8 protein-coding genes are annotated in these 17,975 nt (G+C 63.9%); 7 read left to right on the forward strand and 1 reads right to left on the reverse strand.

Going from position 1 to position 17,975, the window contains the following annotated elements:
• The first annotated feature begins 5 nt into the window (after nucleotides 1-5).
• From CEY05_RS00055 to CEY05_RS00085, 7 genes are all read left to right on the forward strand, one after another.
• Entirely contained in the window at nucleotides 6-221 is a 216-nt protein-coding gene (locus CEY05_RS00055; RefSeq protein ID WP_088595359.1) for a hypothetical protein, read from the forward strand.
• A complete protein-coding gene (locus CEY05_RS00060; protein ID WP_088595360.1) occupies nucleotides 199-2,370 on the forward strand; it encodes a type I secretion system permease/ATPase in 2,172 nt (723 codons plus the stop codon). The genes CEY05_RS00055 and CEY05_RS00060 overlap by 23 nt, the downstream gene beginning before the upstream one ends.
• A gap of 2 nt (nucleotides 2,371-2,372) precedes the next feature.
• The gene (locus CEY05_RS00065) at nucleotides 2,373-3,794 is read left to right on the forward strand and encodes an HlyD family type I secretion periplasmic adaptor subunit (protein ID WP_088595361.1); all 1,422 of its coding nucleotides are present in this window, start codon (nucleotides 2,373-2,375) and stop codon (nucleotides 3,792-3,794) included.
• Between the two features lie 21 nt (nucleotides 3,795-3,815).
• On the forward strand, nucleotides 3,816-4,445 hold the full coding sequence (locus tag CEY05_RS00070) for a response regulator transcription factor (protein WP_088595362.1): 630 nt from the start codon (nucleotides 3,816-3,818) through the stop codon (nucleotides 4,443-4,445).
• 91 nt (nucleotides 4,446-4,536) lie between these two features.
• The gene (locus CEY05_RS31575; RefSeq protein WP_088595363.1) at nucleotides 4,537-14,271 is read left to right on the forward strand and encodes a retention module-containing protein; all 9,735 of its coding nucleotides are present in this window, start codon (nucleotides 4,537-4,539) and stop codon (nucleotides 14,269-14,271) included.
• A 69-nt stretch (nucleotides 14,272-14,340) separates the two neighbouring features.
• The gene (locus tag CEY05_RS00080; protein WP_088595364.1) at nucleotides 14,341-15,024 is read left to right on the forward strand and encodes a transglutaminase-like cysteine peptidase; all 684 of its coding nucleotides are present in this window, start codon (nucleotides 14,341-14,343) and stop codon (nucleotides 15,022-15,024) included.
• Between the two features lie 18 nt (nucleotides 15,025-15,042).
• On the forward strand, nucleotides 15,043-17,016 hold the full coding sequence (locus tag CEY05_RS00085) for a LapD/MoxY N-terminal periplasmic domain-containing protein (RefSeq protein ID WP_088595365.1): 1,974 nt from the start codon (nucleotides 15,043-15,045) through the stop codon (nucleotides 17,014-17,016).
• Between the two features lie 74 nt (nucleotides 17,017-17,090).
• Here CEY05_RS00085 and xth read toward each other — a convergent pair whose 3' ends face one another.
• A complete protein-coding gene (gene xth, locus CEY05_RS00090; RefSeq protein WP_088595366.1) occupies nucleotides 17,091-17,870 on the reverse strand; it encodes an exodeoxyribonuclease III in 780 nt (259 codons plus the stop codon).
• Nucleotides 17,871-17,975: the final 105 nt, after the last annotated feature.

Raw genomic sequence — 17,975 nt, forward strand, 5'->3', positions numbered from 1 at the left:
TCATCGTGGCGATCAACGAGGGAGATGATTTTTCCAGGTTGGACGCGGACTTCGTTCGAGTCCTGGAAGACCTGATCGACACCTTGATCGCCAACGGCACGCTGCGCCTGACGGACCTGCCGGTCCAGGCGCAGCAGAAGTTGACGCGTCGGAAACAGCAGCGGGCACGCTTATCCGAACATCTGGATTTGCTTGGTGATGAAGACGGACAAGTTATTTGACCGCTCGCTGGATTCCTGGCGTGTCGATCCTCGCAGTACCCATGACGACCCCTTGCTGGACTGTCTGGTCGAATTGACCCGTGTGCACGGCGTGCCGTCCACGGGGCAGGCCCTGTCGGCCGGTTTGCCCTTGGTGGACCAGCGCCTGACGCCGGCACTGGTGCCGCGTGCCGCGGCCCGGGCCCAGCTGGCTGCGCGGGTGGTGAAGCGGACGCTGCGGGCGATTCCCACGGATGTGCTGCCCGCCATCCTGTTGCTCAAGGACAATCGCGCCTGCCTGTTGCTGGAGGTGCGCGACGGCAAGTATCTGATCAGCCATCCGGACGTGGGCGCCGGCGCCGTGGAAATCGACGACGGCCAACTGGCCGAGGACTATATCGGCCTGGCGTGCTTCGTACGCCCGCAGTTCCGCTTCGATGCCCGCTCGCCCGAAGTGAACAAGGTGCGCAGCAAGCACTGGTTCTGGGCCGCCATCTTCGAGAATCGGCGACTGTACCGCGACGCCTTGCTGGCCGCGCTGCTGATCAACATCTTCGCCATGGCCATGCCGCTGTTCACCATGAACGTGTATGACCGCGTCGTGCCGAACAACGCCATCGAGACCCTGTGGGTGCTGGTGACGGGCATTACGATGGTGGTGATCTTCAACACCATTTTGTCCACCGCGCGTTCCCACGTCGTCGACAGCGCCAGTAAACGGGTGGATGTACGCCTGTCTTCGCAGATCATGGAGCGCGTGCTGGACCTGCGCATGGAAGCGCGGCCGGTGTCGGTCGGTTCCTTCGCGGCCAATCTGCGCTCTTTTGAATCGGTGCGTGATTTCATCGCCTCGGCCACCATCACCTCGCTGGTCGACCTGCCGTTCATCGTGCTGTTCCTGTTCGTGCTGTCCTGGATCTCCCCCTGGATGATCCTGCCGCCGATCGTCGCCATCGTGCTGATACTGCTGGTCTCGCTGGCCGCGCAGGCACGCATGGAAGCATTGACGATGTCGACCTACCAGGCCTCGTCGCAGCGCAACGCCACGCTGGTCGAGGCCCTGTCGGGCTTCGAGACCGTCAAGACGCTCAATGCCCAGGGCGCCATGCAGCGCAACTGGGAGCGGTCCACCGAGTTCATCGCGCAGGCCAGCGGCAAGCTCAAGCTGATTTCGTCGACCACGGTGGGTTTTGTGTCGGCCATGCAGCAGCTGGTGTCGATCTCGGTGGTGGTGATCGGCGTATATCTGGCGCACGATTCCAATATTTCCATGGGCGGCATCATCGCCGCGTCCATGATCAGCGGCCGCTGCCTGGTGCCGCTGGGCCAGGTGGCCGGTCTGCTGATGCAGTACCAGAACGCCCGCACCTCGCTGGGTTCGATCGACAACTACATGCAGCTGCCGGTGGAGCGTCCCGAGTCGGCCCAGTTCCTGCATCGCCCGGTGTTCAAGGGCACATTGGAATTCCGCAACGTCAGCTTCACCTATCCCGGTGCGGCGCAACCGGCCTTGAATAACGTTTCCTTCAAGCTGGCGGCGGGCGAGCGCATCGGCATCATCGGCCGCATCGGCTCGGGCAAGACGACGCTGGAAAAGCTGATTCTGGGCCTGTACCAGCCGCAAGAGGGCATCGTCCTGCTCGACGGCGTGGACGTACGGCAGATCGATCCGGCCGACCTGCGCCGTGCCGTTGGCTATGTGCCGCAGGATCCGGTGCTGTTCTACGGCAGCCTCAAGCACAATCTGGCCATGGGCGCGCCGTTCGCCGACGACGCCAGCATCCTGGCGGCCGCGCAGGTGGCGGGCGTGCATGAGTTCGCCGACGTCCATCCCAATGGTTTCGATATGGTGATCGGCGAGCGCGGCGAATCGCTGTCCGGCGGCCAACGCCAGGCCGTGGCCGTGGCGCGCGCGCTTATCAACGATCCGCCGGTGCTGCTGCTGGATGAGCCCAGCAGCAATATGGATCACCAGAGCGAGGCGCGCTTGCGCGCCCAACTGGCCGCGGCCAGCGCGCAGAAGACGCTGTTGCTGGTGACGCACCGCACGGCGCTGCTGGAACTGGTCAGCCGACTACTGGTGATCGATAACGGGCGCATCGTGGCCGACGGTCCCAAGGACCAGGTCGTCGAGGCCTTGCGCGCGGGCCGCGTGGGTCGGGGGAGCTGAGCATGAACACCGACGCCATCAAGCCGCGCCGTTCCTTCCTGGGCACGTTGCTGCGCCTGCCTTACCTGCCGTTCATCTGGCTGTTCAACCTGCTGATCTTCGGCAGCGAACGCAATCATCCCAAGGTCAGCACCGGCTACGGCAGCAACGCCGAATGGGCCATCCACCAGGCCGAGGCGCGCGGCGCCCGCGTGTTGCTGTGGACGTCGCTGCTGGTGGTCGGTGGCCTGCTGGTTTGGGCCTATTTCGGCTTCATCGACGAAGTGGTGCGCGGCGACGGCAAAGTGGTGCCGTCGCGCCAGGTCCAGGTGGTGCAGAGCCTGGACGGCGGCAGCGTCAAGGAAATCCTGGTGCGGCCGGGGCAGCAGGTCGAAGCTGGCCAGGTGTTGCTGCGCATCGATCCGACCCGCTTCAACTCTTCCCTGGGCGAGAACAACGCCGAATATTATTCTCTGCTGGCTAAGGCAGCGCGCCTGCATGCCCTGGCTACTGGCGATGTCTTCCAGGCGCCGGCCGAGGTACTGGCCAAGCTGCCCGCCGCCGCGGAAAGTGAGCGTAACGCCTGGATCCAGCGCACCAACGAATTGAATGCGACGGTGGCGGTGGCCAAGGAGCAGGTCAAGCAACGCCAGGAAGAACTGCGCGAGACCGAGACCAAGCGCGACCAGGCAGCGACGACCTGCTCGCTGACTTCCCGCGAAATGGCAGTGACCCGGCCCCTGCTCAAGAGCGGCGCGGTGTCGGAGGTGGACCTGTTGCGCCTGCAGCGCGATGTCACCAAGAGCTGCGGCGACGCCAAGGGGGCCGAGGCGTCCATCGACCGTATCCAGGCGTCGATCAAGGAAGCCCAGAGCAAGGTGCAGGAAGCGGAGCTGAACATCCGCAACCAGGCCCGCAGCGAACTGATGGATACCAATACCAAGCTGGCTACGCTGCACGCCGGCCAGGTGGCGCTGGCCGACAAGGTGAAGCTGTCGGAAATCCGTTCGCCGGTGCGCGGCACGGTGAAGACGCTGTTGAACAATACCGTGGGCGGCGTGGTCCAGCCCGGCAAGGACATCCTGGAGATCGTGCCGACGGACGACACGCTGCTGCTGGAAGTGCGCATCAACCCGCGCGACGTGGGTTTCCTGCACCCCCAGCAGAAGGCCGAGGTCAAGTTCACTGCCTACGACTATTCGATCTACGGCGGCCTGGAAGGGCAAGTCGAGTCGATCGGGGCCGACACCATCACGGATGAACGAGGTAATTCGTTCTACATCGTCCGCGTACGGACGGCGCAGTCCAGCCTGGGCAATGGCACCATGCCCATCATCCCCGGGATGGTGGCCGAAGTGCATATCCTGACGGGCAAACGGACGGTCCTGCAATATCTGCTCAAGCCCATCCTGCGCGCGAAGTCGAACGCATTCACCGAACGTTGAGACGCTAAAAGGGAGCTCGCCATGCAAGTCACCCCGGTTCTGTGCGTCACGCACGATGATTTGCTCTGGAAACACTGGTCGGGCCTGGATACGCAGCGCTGGCTGCCGGCACGCGGGCGCACCTTGGCCGACCTCGGCCGCTGGCGCGAACAGCGCCGCAGCCTGGCCATCGTGGATATGGATCTGCCGCGCATGCCTGTCATGGGCAGCGAGGCGTGGAACGACGCCATCGGCGGCCTGAAGGTGGTGGTGGCCAGCGCGCGGCCGCATGATGAACAGGGCACCAAGGCGCTGGCCTCCGGCGCGGTGGGCTATTGCCACACCTATGCGCCCGCCGAGGCCTTGGCCCAGGTGCTGACCGTCGTGGGGGCGGGTGAGATATGGATGGGGCGCTCTCTGGTGCAGCGCTTGCTGCGCCTGGTCGAAAGCCGTGCCGGCAGCCAGGAAGTCTGGCATAACGATGTGCTGACCGAGCGCGAGAACGTAGTGGCGCGCCAGGCCGCCGTGGGCGACAGTAATCAGGAAATCGCCACTACCCTGGGGATTACCGAGCGTACCGTCAAGGCGCATCTGTCGGCGGTCTTCGAGAAGCTGGGCGTGAGTGATCGGCTGCAACTGGCCCTGCGCGTGCACGGGATTTCCCGGGTCTGAGCAGAAAAAATCCAAAACCTGTCCTTGAGGACAATATCGACTTTCGCAGGCCATCTTTAGTATTGCGCCATCTAAAACCGGAGCAATCCAAATGGCCAATACCCAACCCGCAGTCGTCACCCAAGTCACCGGTCGTGCTTGGATCCGCAATGCTGATGGTTCCTTGACCGAACTGCATGTCGGCAGCCGTGTGCCCGCCGATAGCGATGTGGTCACCGCAGGTGGCGCCACTGTCGCCCTGCAGGTCAACGATGGATTGCCCCTGGTGATCGGCGAGAACCGCGACGTCTCGTTCAACGCCGACATGGCCGGCCAACCGGTCGACCCCAAGGAAGCCAGCGTGGCGCCCCCGCAAGGGACCGAATCCGACCGCCTGCTGGCCGCCCTGAACTCCGGCCAGGATCCGTTCGACAACCTCGAACCGACGGCCGCCCTGATTTCCGGTGGTGGTGACGGCGGCGGCAGCAGCTTCGTGCGCCTGGCCCGCGTCGTCGAGTCGACCACGCCGCTGGACCTGGTCAATGGCGTCAGCGCCGCTCCCGCCGTCAACGTCGGTATCGCCGACGCTGCCTCCTCGACCACCGCGCTGAACGATGCGCCCAACGCAGCCGATGACGCCCAGGCCACCACCGAGCGCGCCACCGTCAGCGGCAACATCCTGACCAACGACACGGATCCCAACGGCGACGCCCTGGCCATCGTGTCGGTGGGTACCGCCACCATGGTGACCGGCGGCGTGACCGTGGCCGGCAGCAACGGCGGCACCTTTACCGTGTTCGCCGACGGCAGCTACGTCTTCAATCCGGGCGACGCTTTCCACCAGCTGGCCGCCGGCCAGAGCGCGACGTCGTCGGTCAGCTACACCGTGACCGATCCGTTCGGCGCCACGTCGACCGCCAACCTGACGGTCACCATCAACGGCCTGAATGACGCCCCGACTTCGACCGCCCTGGCGGCGCAGAACGCGGTGGACGCGCAGAACAGCGTCAACCTGAACGTGTCCGGCAACTTCGCCGATGTGGATAATGGCGATCGCCTGACGTTCTCGGCCACCGGCCTGCCGCCCGGGCTGACCATCGACCCCGTCACCGGCGTGATCTCCGGCAACATCGATCATTCCGCTTCGCAAGGCGGCGACCATGGTGTGTACACGGTCATCGTGACCGCCACCGACCTGCTCGGCGCCACGTCCAGCCAGACCTTTACCTGGAATATCACCAATCCCGCCCCCACCGCGCTGGGCGATGCGGGCACGGCCACCCAGGACGGCGGCATCGAAGTGTCGGCCGCCAACGGCGTGCTGCGCAATGACACGGATCCCGATGGCGATCCGCTTTCGGTCGGTGCCGTCAATGGCAATACCAGCCTGGTCGGCCAGGCCGTGGCCGGCGACCATGGCGGCAGCTTCACGCTGAACGCCGACGGCAGCTACACCTTCAATCCGGGCGAAGATTTCAAGGCCCTGCACGGCGGCGAAAGCGCCACCACGTCCATCACCTACACGGTGACCGACGGCGAAGGCGGCACCTCCACCGCCACGCTGACGGTGACGGTCAACGGCGCCGATGATGTTGCCGTCATCACCCCCGAGGGCGACAGCGGCGACCATGGCGCCGTCAAGGAAGACGGCGTGCTGGAGACCGCTGGCAAGCTGAACGTCGTCGATCCAGATGCCGGCGAGGCCGCCTTCCAGGTGCAGACCAATGCGGCGGGCCAGCACGGCACGTTCAGCATCGATGCCGACGGCAACTGGCACTACGCATTGAACAATGATGACGCCAAGGTGCAGGCCCTGGCGGCCGGCGAGCAACTGACCGAGACCTTCACGGTCCGCTCCATCGACGGCACCACCAGCACGGTGACGGTAACCATCGACGGCACCAACGACAAGCCGACCGTCAGCGGCGAAGCGGCCGGCGGCGTGACCGAAGACGGCGCGCAGACCGCGACCGGCCAGTTGACGGTGGCTGACGTCGATACCTCCGACACCCATACCTGGGCGGTGCAGGGCGACGGCAAGGGCGCCTACGGCTCCTTCACGATCGATGCCGCGACCGGCCAGTGGACGTACATCATCGACAATGACGCCGCCCAAAAGCTGACGTCCAGCGACGCTATCAAGGAAACCTATACTGTCCAGGTGGATGACGGCCACGGCGGCGTGACTACCCAGGACGTCACCGTTACCATCCAGGGCACCGATGACGGCGCGATCGTCTCGCCCCATGAGGACGGCGCCGACGCGGGGGCCGTGCAGGAAGACACCACGCTGACGGCCGGCGGCAAGCTCGATGTCGTCGATCCGGACGCCGGCCAGGCGGCCTTCCATGCGCAGACCGATACGGCGGGCAAGTATGGCACGTTCAGCGTCGACGCCGACGGCAACTGGTCCTACAAGCTGACTAACGACGCCGCCAATGTGCAGGCGCTGGCCGCCGGCCAGACCGAGACCGAGGTTTTCCAGGTCACCACCATCGACGGCACGACCGCCGACATCACGGTTACCGTGGTCGGTACCAATGACGATCCCGTCATCGCCGGTCCCGCTGCAGGCTCGGTGAAGGAAGACGGCACCAAGACGGCTACAGGCCAATTGACCGTCAGCGACGTCGACGTGGGCGATACGCACACCTGGAGCACGGTGGGCGACACCAAGGGCACCTACGGCACCTTCAGCGTCGACGCCAACGGCAAGTGGACCTACACCCTGGACAACAAGGCCGCGCAGGCGCTGACGTCCGCCGACGCGATCCAGGAAACCTACAAGGTGCAGGTCGCCGACAACCATGGCGGCACCACCGTCCAGGAAGTCACCGTCACCATCCAGGGCACGGATGACACGGCCATCGTCAAGCCGCACGGCTTGCTCGACGGCTACGGATTGACTACCGAAGACCTGATCAAGTCCACCAGTGGCAAGCTGGATGTGACGGATCCGGATGCGGGCCAGGCGGTATTCCAGGTGCAGAAGGACACGGCCGGCACGTATGGCGTGTTCTCTATCGACGCCAGCGGCAAGTGGACCTATGTCCTGAACAACGACGCCGCCAATGTGCAGGCGCTGGGCCTGGGCGAAACCAAGACCGAGAAGTTCACGGTCGCTTCCGCCGACGGCACGACGGCCCAGGTGACCGTCTATGTGGTCGGCACCAACGACGCGCCGGTCATCAGCGGACAGGCCACGGGTGCGGTACAGGAAGACGTGTTGAAGTCGGCCACCGGCCAACTGGTCGCCACCGATGTCGACGCGCATGACGGCGCCAGCTGGAGCGTCTTTTTGGGCGGCAAGGGCGCCTACGGCTCGCTGGCCATCGACAGTAGCGGCAAGTGGACCTACACGCTGGACAATGCGGCTGCGCAGAAGCTGGGTGCCGCGGATACCGCTACAGAGAAATTCACCGTCGTGGTCAGCGACGGCAACGGCGGCCTGGACACCCAGACCGTGACCATCACGGTGCAGGGCACCAACGACGCCGCCGTCATCACCGGCACCAAGATCGGCACCGTGGTTGAAGACGGCGTGCTGGGCGCCAGCGGCAAGCTTAACGTCACCGACGTGGATCAGGGGCAGTCGTCCTTCGAGGCGCAGACCAACGTCGCCACCGATCATGGCACGTTCTCCATCGACGCCAAGGGCAACTGGACCTTCACGCTGAACAACGCCAATGGCGATGTGCAGGCGCTGGGCTCCACCGAGCACCTGACGGAAACCATCACCGTCAAGTCCTTCGATGGCACCGAAAGCCAGATCGTCGTGACCATCCAGGGCACCAACGACCTGCCGGTGATCAGCGGCGAAGCCGTGGGCACCGTCAAGGAAGACGACATCAAGTCGGTGACCGGCCAGCTGAATGTCAGCGACGTCGATACCCACGATACCCATACGTGGAGTGTGGTGGGTGCCGGCACGGGCACCTATGGCACCTTCACCGTGGATCCCGCTACGGGCCAGTGGACCTACAAGCTGGACAATGCCGCGGCGCAGGAACTGACTTCCAAGGATTCCATCACGGAAACCTATAAGGTCGAGGTCGAGGACAGCAGCGGCGGCAAGACCTACCAGGATGTCACCGTCACGATCCAGGGCACTGACGACGCCGCCATCATCACGCCGCATGGCCCTGTGGGCGACTACGGCGCCGTGGTCGAAGACGGCAAGCACCAGGAAGCCGGCGGCAAGCTGGACGTGGTCGATCCGGACAAGGGCGAGGCCGTGTTCCAGGTGCAGGGCGGTACCGCCGGCACCTACGGCACGTTCACGATCGATGCCAACGGCAACTGGCACTACTCGCTGAACAATGCCAGCGACGCGGTACAGGGCCTGAGCGAAGGCCAGTTGGTCAAGGACCAGTTCACGGTGCATTCCGCGGACGGCACGCCCTCGCAGGTGACGATCCTGATCACGGGCACGAATGACGCCCCGGTGATCGGCGGCACGGCTGTCGGCACGGTGGTGGAAGACAAGGTGTATAGCATCGACGGTCAACTGACCGTGACCGATGTGGACCTGCTGGACACCCATACGTGGTCGGTCAATGGCGACGGCAAGGGCGCCTACGGCAGCTTCGCGGTGAATGAGACCACGGGCAAGTGGACCTACACGCTGGACAACGCGGCAGCGCAGTCGCTGGGTGAAGGCAAGACGGCCACCGAGTATTACTATGTTCAGGTTAGCGATGGCCAGGGCGGCGTCGACACGCAGAAGGTGACCATCACCATCGAAGGCACCAATGACGCTGCCGTGATCACGCCACACCTTACGGGCGACGACAAGGGCACGGTCGTGGAAGACGGCGGCCTCTTCACCGGCGGCTGGACGGGCGGCAACCTGGATGTCAAGGATGTCGATACTGGCGAATCCAGCTTCCAGACCCAGGACAACGTCAAGACCGACCACGGCACGTTCTCGATCGGCGCGACGGGTGTCTGGACCTATGTCCTGAACAGCAGCGACCCGACGGTGCAGGCGCTGGCCGCTGGCCAGAAGATGAGCGAAACCATCACCGTGCATTCCGCCGATGGCACGGCCAGCCAGGTCGTTGTCACCATCGTCGGTACCAATGACAATCCGGTCATCGGCGGCGTGGTCACCGGTAACACGGTCGAGGACACCATCAAGACGGCGACCGGCCAATTGTCGGTTTCCGACGTCGATACCACCGATACCCACACCTGGACGGTCTTGGGCGGCGGCAAGGGTACGTATGGCTCCATCTCGGTGGATGGTGACGGCAAGTGGACCTACACGCTCGATGACAAGGCTTCGCAGTCGTTGGGCGAAGGCAAGACGGCCACCGAGTACTACTACGTGCAGGTCAGCGATGGCCACGGTGGTTACGATACCGAGAAGGTGACGATCACCATCGAAGGCAAGAACGATCCGGCGGAGATCTTTCCGCATCGGGCTGGCGACGACAAGGGTTCGGTCACCGAGGACGGCGGCTATTCCGGCGTGCGCGCCTCGGGCGATCTGGATGTCAAGGACGCGGACGCGGGCGAAGCGGTCTTTCAGAAGCAGACCAACGTCACGACCGACCATGGCACGTTCTCCATCGATGCATCGGGCAGCTGGAACTACGTCCTGAACAACAGCGACAGCGCTGTCCAGGCGCTGGGCGTTGGCAAGTCGATGACGGACGTCATCACGGTCAAGTCCGCCGATGGCACGGAAAGCCAGGTCGTCATCACGATCAACGGCACCAACGATACGCCGGTGATCAGCAACACCAGCGTCACCACCGGTGCGGTGATCGAGGACAGTGTCACTCACGACAAGGCCACCGGCCAGTTGGTTGCTACGGATGTCGATACGGGCGACCACCTGACGTGGGGCTTCGTGGCCGGCAAGAACGGCGCCGGCGCCTACGGCAGCCTGACCATTGGCGACAATGGCCAGTGGACCTACACCATCGACAACACCAAGACCCAATCGCTGGGCGATGGCGTGTCCAAGACCGAGACGTTCAACGTCCAGGTCAGCGACGGCCACGGCGGTGTGGTGCCGCAGACCATCACGGTCACGGTGCAGGGCACCAACGACAACCCGGTGATCAGCAACACCAGCGTGAGCACCGGTACGGTCATCGAAGACGACATCGCGCACAACAAGGCCACCGGCCAGCTGGTCGCTACCGACGTCGATACGGGCGACCACCTGACGTGGGGCTTCGTGGCCGGCAAGAACGGCGCCGGCGCCTACGGCAGCCTGACCATTGGCGACAATGGCCAGTGGACCTACACCATCGACAACACCAAGACCCAGTCGTTGGGCGATGGCGTGTCCAAGACCGAGACCTTCAACGTCCAGGTCAGCGACGGTCACGGCGGCGTGGTGCCGCAGACCATCACGGTCACCGTGCAAGGCACCAACGACAACCCGGTAATCAGCAACACCAGCGTGACCACCGGTACGGTTATCGAAGACGACAGCGCGCACAACAAGGCTACCGGCCAACTGGTCGCTACCGACGTCGATACGGGTGACCACCTGACGTGGGGCTTCGTCGCCGGCAAGAACGGCGCCGGCGCCTACGGCAGCCTGACCATTGGCGACAATGGCCAGTGGACCTACACGATCGACAACACCAAGACCCAGTCGTTGGGCGACGGCGTGTCCAAGACCGAGACGTTCAACGTCCAGGTCAGCGACGGCCACGGCGGCGTGGTGCCGCAGACCATCACGGTCACGGTGCAAGGCACCAACGACAACCCGGTAATCAGTAACACCAGCGTGACCACCGGTACGGTCATCGAAGACGACAGCGCGCACAACAAGGCTACCGGCCAACTGGTTGCTACCGACGTCGATACGGGCGACCACCTGACGTGGGGCTTCGTGGCTGGCAAGAACGGCGCCGGCGCCTACGGCAGCCTGACCATTGGCGACAATGGCCAGTGGACCTACACGATCGACAACACCAAGACCCAGTCGTTGGGCGATGGCGTGTCCAAGACCGAGACCTTCAACGTCCAGGTCAGCGACGGTCACGGCGGTGTGGTGCCGCAGACCATCACGGTCACCGTGCAAGGCACCAACGACAACCCGATAATCAGCAACACCAGCGTGACCACCGGTACGGTTATCGAAGACGACAGCGCCCATAATAAATTCACGGGCCAGATGTCCGCCTCTGATGTCGATACGGGCGACAATCTCACGTGGTCGCAGATTGCCGACAATAACGGCGGCGGCAAGTACGGTACGTTCTCGATCACCGCCAATGGCCAGTGGACCTACACGGTCGACAACAGCAAGGTGCAGGCACTCAGTAGTTCCGACCAGGTACACGAGAAGTTCACGGTCCAGGTCAGCGACGGCCACGGCGGCTTCGACACGAAGGTGGTGGACGTGACGGTGCAGGGCACCAACGATGCGCCCACCGCAGCGGATGGGTCGGCCAACTTGACTGTCGGTTCGACGCACACGTTCACCACCAGCGAGTTCTCCTTCTCGGACGGCGCAGGCGAGCACGACAGTCTGCAGAATGTGATCATCACTCGCGTTCCTGACAGCGGCTCGCTGACCCTGAACGGCGACCCCGTTCACGCTGGCCAGAGCATTTCCGCCAGCGAAATCGGGGCCGGCCACCTGGTCTACACGCCAGCGGCTGGTGGCGGCGATGCTTCCTTCGGCTTCCAGGTGCAGGACAATGGCGGCACCGCCAACGGTGGCCATGACACGTCGGATACCTATACGTTCAACCTGGCAACCGACGGCGTGGTGAACGGCAGCAATACCGGCACCAGTGTCATCAACGGCGGTTCGGGCAACGACATCATCGTCGGCGACCAGGGCGGTACGAACACCATCATCGTTCCCGGCAAGAACTACAACGTGGCCCTGGTGATCGACCATTCGGGCAGTATGGGCGACAGCGCCGATGGCACGCGGAACGGTGACAGCCGTCTTGAAATCGTCCAGGATGCATTGCTCAACCTGCTCAAAACGCTGGACACGCACAACGGCGGTGTGGTCAATGTCGCGTTGATCGGTTTCGGCGACAACGCCGACAAGACCATCACTGTCGATAACTTGACCGTCGACAACGTCAAGACGTTGATCGATGCCATCAAGGCGTTGACGGATACTGGCAACACCAACTACGAAGCGGCATTCAACGCTGCTGTGAAGTGGTTCAATGCGGAGGCAAGCGCAGGTCACACTGGCGCCAACTACGAAAACATTACGTACTTCCTGACCGACGGCGAGCCGACACGCTACATCGACGACAAGGGCAATGTCGCGGGCAGCAATGACAGCGACCAGACCATCATGCAGGAGTCGATCAATGCCTTCCAGGGATTGAGCAACATCAGCCAGGTGCACGCCATCGGTATCGGCGACGGCATCAGCGAGGATTACCTGAAGTACTTCGACAACACGGTGACTGGCGGCACGCAGAATTCAACCATCACGTTCGGTTCGACAACTTCGACGTTGGGTAATTTCGAGAACAGCAGCGGCTTGAATAACGTCAAGAACTGGACGACCGACAGCGTCACTTCGTCGAGCGCTATCAAGACGGTTACGGACGGGTTCATCTTTACGAACACCTACGCCGCGTTGACCGATACTTACCAGACGACCGGCGCCCAGAACGCTTCCACGGTAACCACTTCGCAGATCACGCTGAGCGGCCCCAGCAAGCTGCAATTCGATCTGGAAACCGCCGGCTTCACCTCTGGCGATCGCTACACCTGGACCGTAATGCAGAACGTCAATGGCGTGTGGACCGCTACCACCATGACCGGTACGGGCACGACGGGGCTGAATAGCTGGAAGACGATCACGACCGACATGCTCGGTGCTGGCCAGTACAAGCTGCAGTTCTCGGTACTGGACAACAGCCGCAGCGGGGCATCTGCGCAGTTGCTGATCGACAATATCCAGGCCGTGGTCTACGCTGCCATCACTGCACCTGCGGGCGATGTGGACATCGTGCACAAGGGTTCGGACCTCGACACCGCCCTGCAGGGCGGCAGCACGTCGCACGATCCGGCGCCGGTCAACGGCGACACCATCAACGGCGGTGACGGCAACGACATCATCTTCGGTGACACGATCAATACCGACAGCCTGGCGTGGGCCGGCCATGCGGCGGGTACGCATGACGGGCAGGGAATGCAGGGCCTGATCGACTACCTGACGGCGACCACTGGCCATGCGCCGACGGAAGCGGACGTCTACCAAGCCATCCAGAACAGCATCAACCCGGCTACCGGTGCCAGCACCTTCGATGTCGCGGGTGATACCCGCGGTGGCGATGACGTCATCCACGGCGGCAACGGCAACGACATCATCTTCGGCCAGGGCGGCAACGACGACCTGTACGGTGACGCCGGCAACGACATCATCTACGGCGGCGAAGGCAACGACACCCTGCACGGCGGTGCCGGCAACGATGTCCTGTTCGGTGGCAACGGCAACGACATCCTGATCGGCGGCCAGGGCGATGACATCCTGGTCGGCGGCGCGGGCAGCGACACCTTCAAGTGGGAGTTGAACGACCAGGGTACGGTGGCGCATCCGGCGGTGGACACGATCAAGGACTTCTCGACGGCCCTGCCTTCGGCCGGCGGCGATGTCCTGGATGTGGCCGGCCTGCTGCACAACCCGGCCGATGGTGACCTGAGCAAGTTCCTGCACTTCACCAAGGACGGCGCCAACACGGTCATCCAGGTAAGTACGACCGGCCAGGTGGCCACGGGCTTCGACCAGAAGATCGTGCTGGAAGGGGTCGACCTGACCAACGGTGGTGCGCTGAAGAACGACCAGGCGATCATCAACGATCTGCTGCAGAAGAACAAGCTGCACGGTCACGACTGATGTAAGGCAGTATCCGGGCGTTGTCTTGCGATTTGCAGGGCGATGCCCGGAGTTACGCTCCGTTGTACGATGCCTAGCCTCCTCCGTCCGCGCGCCGCCTTCGCCTTGTGCTGGATGGCCTTGATCTGCCTGGTCTGCGGCTGGGGGATGAGCGGTGCGCTGGAGCTGGACAGCCACAAGCTGGAAAGCCTGGCGGCCAGCCGGTATGGCGCAAAGGGCGCCGAGCGGGTGGCGTCCTGGCTGCAACTGCTCCAGGAAGACCGCGACATGGCGGAGCCCGACAAGCTGGCCAGCGTCAATGATTTCTGGAACCGGCGTGTCATGCAGGCCGAGGACCAGGTCGTGTGGGGTGTGCCCGACTATTGGGCCACACCGCTGGAAGCCCTGGGCAAGGGCGCTGGCGACTGCGAAGACTACGTCATCGGCAAGTATTTCTCCCTGATCAAGCTGGGTGTACCCACCAGCAAGCTGCGTTTCGTCTATGTGCGGGCGCGCGTCGGCGGTCCGGAAAGCACCGAGCAAGTGGCGCATATGGTGCTGGGCTATTACCCGGCCCCCGATGCCATGCCTTTGGTGCTGGACAGCCTGGTGTCCGGCATCCTGCCGGCCTCGCAACGGCGCGATCTGGTTCCCATCTTCAGTTTCAATGCCGACGGCGTCTACGTCGACGGCAAGCAAGCCGCGCCGGTCGACCGTATCGGTCGCTGGCGCAATCTGCTGCAGCGCATGGAGCGCGAAGGCATCCGACCGTAAGCCCGCGGGAAGCGAATCATGTCCATCCTCCGACAACTTCTTTTGAGCATCACGCTGGCCATCGCCATCATCCTGTTGGGAACGTTGGCGCTGAGCGTGACCGCCGCGCGCGACTATCTTTCGGGGCAGTTGCAGGTGCAGAGCAACGATGCGGCGGTGTCGCTGGCGTTGTCGCTGTCGCAGCCGGCCAACAGCGATCGCATCACGCAAGGACTGCTGGTGTCCGCGCTGTTCGATGGAGGGCATTTTTCCCTGGTCAAGCTGACGGACCCCCAGGGCAAGGTCGTCATCGAACGCAGCACGGAGACGACCGCTGCCGTGCCGGGCTGGTTCCAGCGCCTGGTGCCGCTGTCGAACAAGTCGGCCACGCACGTGGTGACGGACGGCTGGCGGCAGTTGGGCGAAGTGACGCTGACGGCCACTGATATCTACGCCTGGGAAACGCTGTGGGGCAGCAGCTTGCGCATGATCGTGCTGGTGATCTCGGCGGGCGCGGTGTGGGCGCTGTTTGCCTTTGCGCTGGTGCGCTGGATCGAAAAGCGCCTGCTGGCCGAGGTGGGCGAGCAGATGCGCGCCATCGGGCGCGGCCAGTGGGGGCAGCATCTGGCGCCGCGGGTGGCGGAGTTCAGCGGCATCACCGACGCACTGAACCAGACGCGCGAACAGCTGCGCGCCAGTGCGGATGAGCAGAACGCCAAGATCGAATCGTTGCAGATCGAGGTCAACCAGGACCCAGTGACGGGCCTGGCCAATCGCAAGTACTTCATCAACGAATTCCTGCGGGAGCTGGACCCGGACCGTGCGTTGACGGGGGCGGGCGCCGCCATGCCGGGCGGGCATATCCTGGTGTTCCGCCAGCGCGACCTGGGCGCCATCAATCGCCACATGCCGCGCGAGTTCGTCGACCAATGGCTGCGCACGCTGGTCGATCGCCTGCGCGCCATGCTGGAGAACATGCAGGTGGGCGAGCCCGTGCTGGCGCGCTTGAACGGGTCGGACTTCGCGCTGTTGCTGGCGCATTGCTCGGCACCCAAGGCCATCATGGTGGCCGAGCGTTTGCGGGCGGAACTGCGCGCGGCCAGGATACCGGTGGGCGAGGGCGGACTGTGCCGCTGGGTGCAGGCCCTTGCCGACTATGCGCCGGGCGCGCAGGTGGGTGATCTGCTGGGACGCCTGGACTATGCCTTGATGCGTGGCGAGAGTTCGGGCGACGATCACGTGCAGCTGACGTCGGACGATGAGCCCATGTTGTCGGCGAATAGCGAATCGTCGTGGCGCCAGGTTATTACGGCCGGCATCGAGCGCGAGCGTTTCACCCTGTCCCTGCAACCGCTGTCTTTCCTGGACGGGCAGTTGTTACGGCAGGAGGCGACGTTGATGCTGCATAGCGAAGATGCGTCCGAACCGATTCCGGCGAAGCTGTTCATCCCGGCGGCGATCCGCCTGGATTTGTCGGCCGACTGCGATATCCAGGCGGTGCGCCTGGCCTTGAGCTGGCTGACGATGAACCAGGGCGAATTGACCGTGCGGCTGTCGATGCCTTCACTGGGACATCAGAACTTCCTGCTGCAGCTGGAACGCATGTTGGCGGAGAAGCGCACGCAGGCCGGCAGGCTGCTGGTGGAAATCGATGCGCACGCCTTGGTGGAGCGCCATGCCGAGGTGGTGGCGCTATGCCGCGTGGCGGCGAAGTCGGGGATGCGGGTAGGGGTGCGGCGCCTGGCGCAGCAGTTCAATGCCTTGAGCCAGCTGCACAATCTGCAGCTGGCTTATGTGAAGCTGGGCGGCGGGTTCGTCGGCGGCATGGCGCACAGCATAGGCAGCCAGCAATTGACCGTATCGGTGCTGGAGACCGCGCGTGCCTTGAATATCGCCGTCTATGCCGAGGATGTGCCGGATGCCGTGACGCGCAATATCCTGGCCAACCTGGGAATCAATATCATGAGCGGACCGGGGTTGCAGCAGCGGCCCGATGCGGGGATGGTGGCCTGAGGCGGCGGTCCGCGCCGGCGGCGCGGGTTCCCGCTCGGGGTCGTGCTGCCCCGACGTCATGGCGGGGGGCTTCTTTAATCTTTCAGCGTGGCGATGACCGGCGCGTGGTCGGAGGGCTGGGGATTGCCGCGCGGCGCTTTGTCCACCACGCATGCGGTGCAGTCCTGCGCCAGGGCATTCGACAGCAGCACATGGTCGATACGCAGCCCCGCGTTGCGGCGAAAGCCCATCATCCGATAGTCCCACCACGAGAAGGTTTTCTCCGGCTGTTCGAACAGCCGGAAGGAATCGACCAGGCCCAGGTCGATCAGGGCAAAGAAGGCGTCCCGCTCGGGCGCGGACACCAGCACCTGGCCTTCCCATTTGGCGGGATCGTGTACGTCGGCGTCGGCCGGCGCCACGTTGTAATCGCCCAGCACCGCCAGGCGCGGATGCAGGTCCAGTTCGCCCTTGAGCCATTCATGCATGGCGGCGAACCAGCGCAACTTGTACTCGTACTTGTCTGTTCCCACGGCCTGGCCGTTGGGGCAGTAGGCGCAGATGATGCGGATATCGCCGCCGGGTGCCGGCACCGTCAGCGCCAGCACGCGCTGCTGCGGATCTTCCAGTCCCGGGATGTTGCGGACCATCCCCGTCCCGGCCTGCCGCGACAGAATCGCCACCCCGTTATAAGTCTTTTGCCCCGCCCACACCGCGTGATAGCCGGCCTGCGTAAACGCTTCCACCGGGAACTTGTCGTCGGTCAGCTTCAATTCCTGCAAACAGAGCACATCGACCGGATTGGCCTGCAGCCATTCGAGGACTTGCGGAAGACGGACGTTGAGGGAGTTGATGTTCCAGGTGGCGAGTTGCATGTTTTTTGGTGGATCAAGAGTTCTGGCGGTTTCTGGCCGGTGAGCCAGCGGATGATAACGCGCCTTGGCGCATGCTTCCTTGAACCCAACCGGGCGGGCAAGCCG

Origin of the sequence: Achromobacter sp. HZ34 (genome assembly GCF_002209485.1) — a bacterium.
Taxonomy (GTDB): Bacteria; Pseudomonadota; Gammaproteobacteria; order Burkholderiales; family Burkholderiaceae_B; genus Bordetella_C.

Bases quoted from the DNA above. Each gene is read 5' to 3' on its own strand.
- CEY05_RS00060 (WP_088595360.1), top strand. From the start codon at position 199: ATGAAGACGGACAAGTTATTTGACCGCTCGCTGGATTCCTGGCGTGTC.
- CEY05_RS00065 (WP_088595361.1), top strand. From the start codon at position 2,373: ATGAACACCGACGCCATCAAGCCGCGCCGTTCCTTCCTGGGCACGTTG.
- CEY05_RS00070 (WP_088595362.1), top strand. From the start codon at position 3,816: ATGCAAGTCACCCCGGTTCTGTGCGTCACGCACGATGATTTGCTCTGG.
- CEY05_RS31575 (WP_088595363.1), top strand. From the start codon at position 4,537: ATGGCCAATACCCAACCCGCAGTCGTCACCCAAGTCACCGGTCGTGCT.
- CEY05_RS00080 (WP_088595364.1), top strand. From the start codon at position 14,341: ATGCCTAGCCTCCTCCGTCCGCGCGCCGCCTTCGCCTTGTGCTGGATG.
- CEY05_RS00085 (WP_088595365.1), top strand. From the start codon at position 15,043: ATGTCCATCCTCCGACAACTTCTTTTGAGCATCACGCTGGCCATCGCC.
- xth (WP_088595366.1), bottom strand. From the start codon at position 17,870: ATGCAACTCGCCACCTGGAACATCAACTCCCTCAACGTCCGTCTTCCG.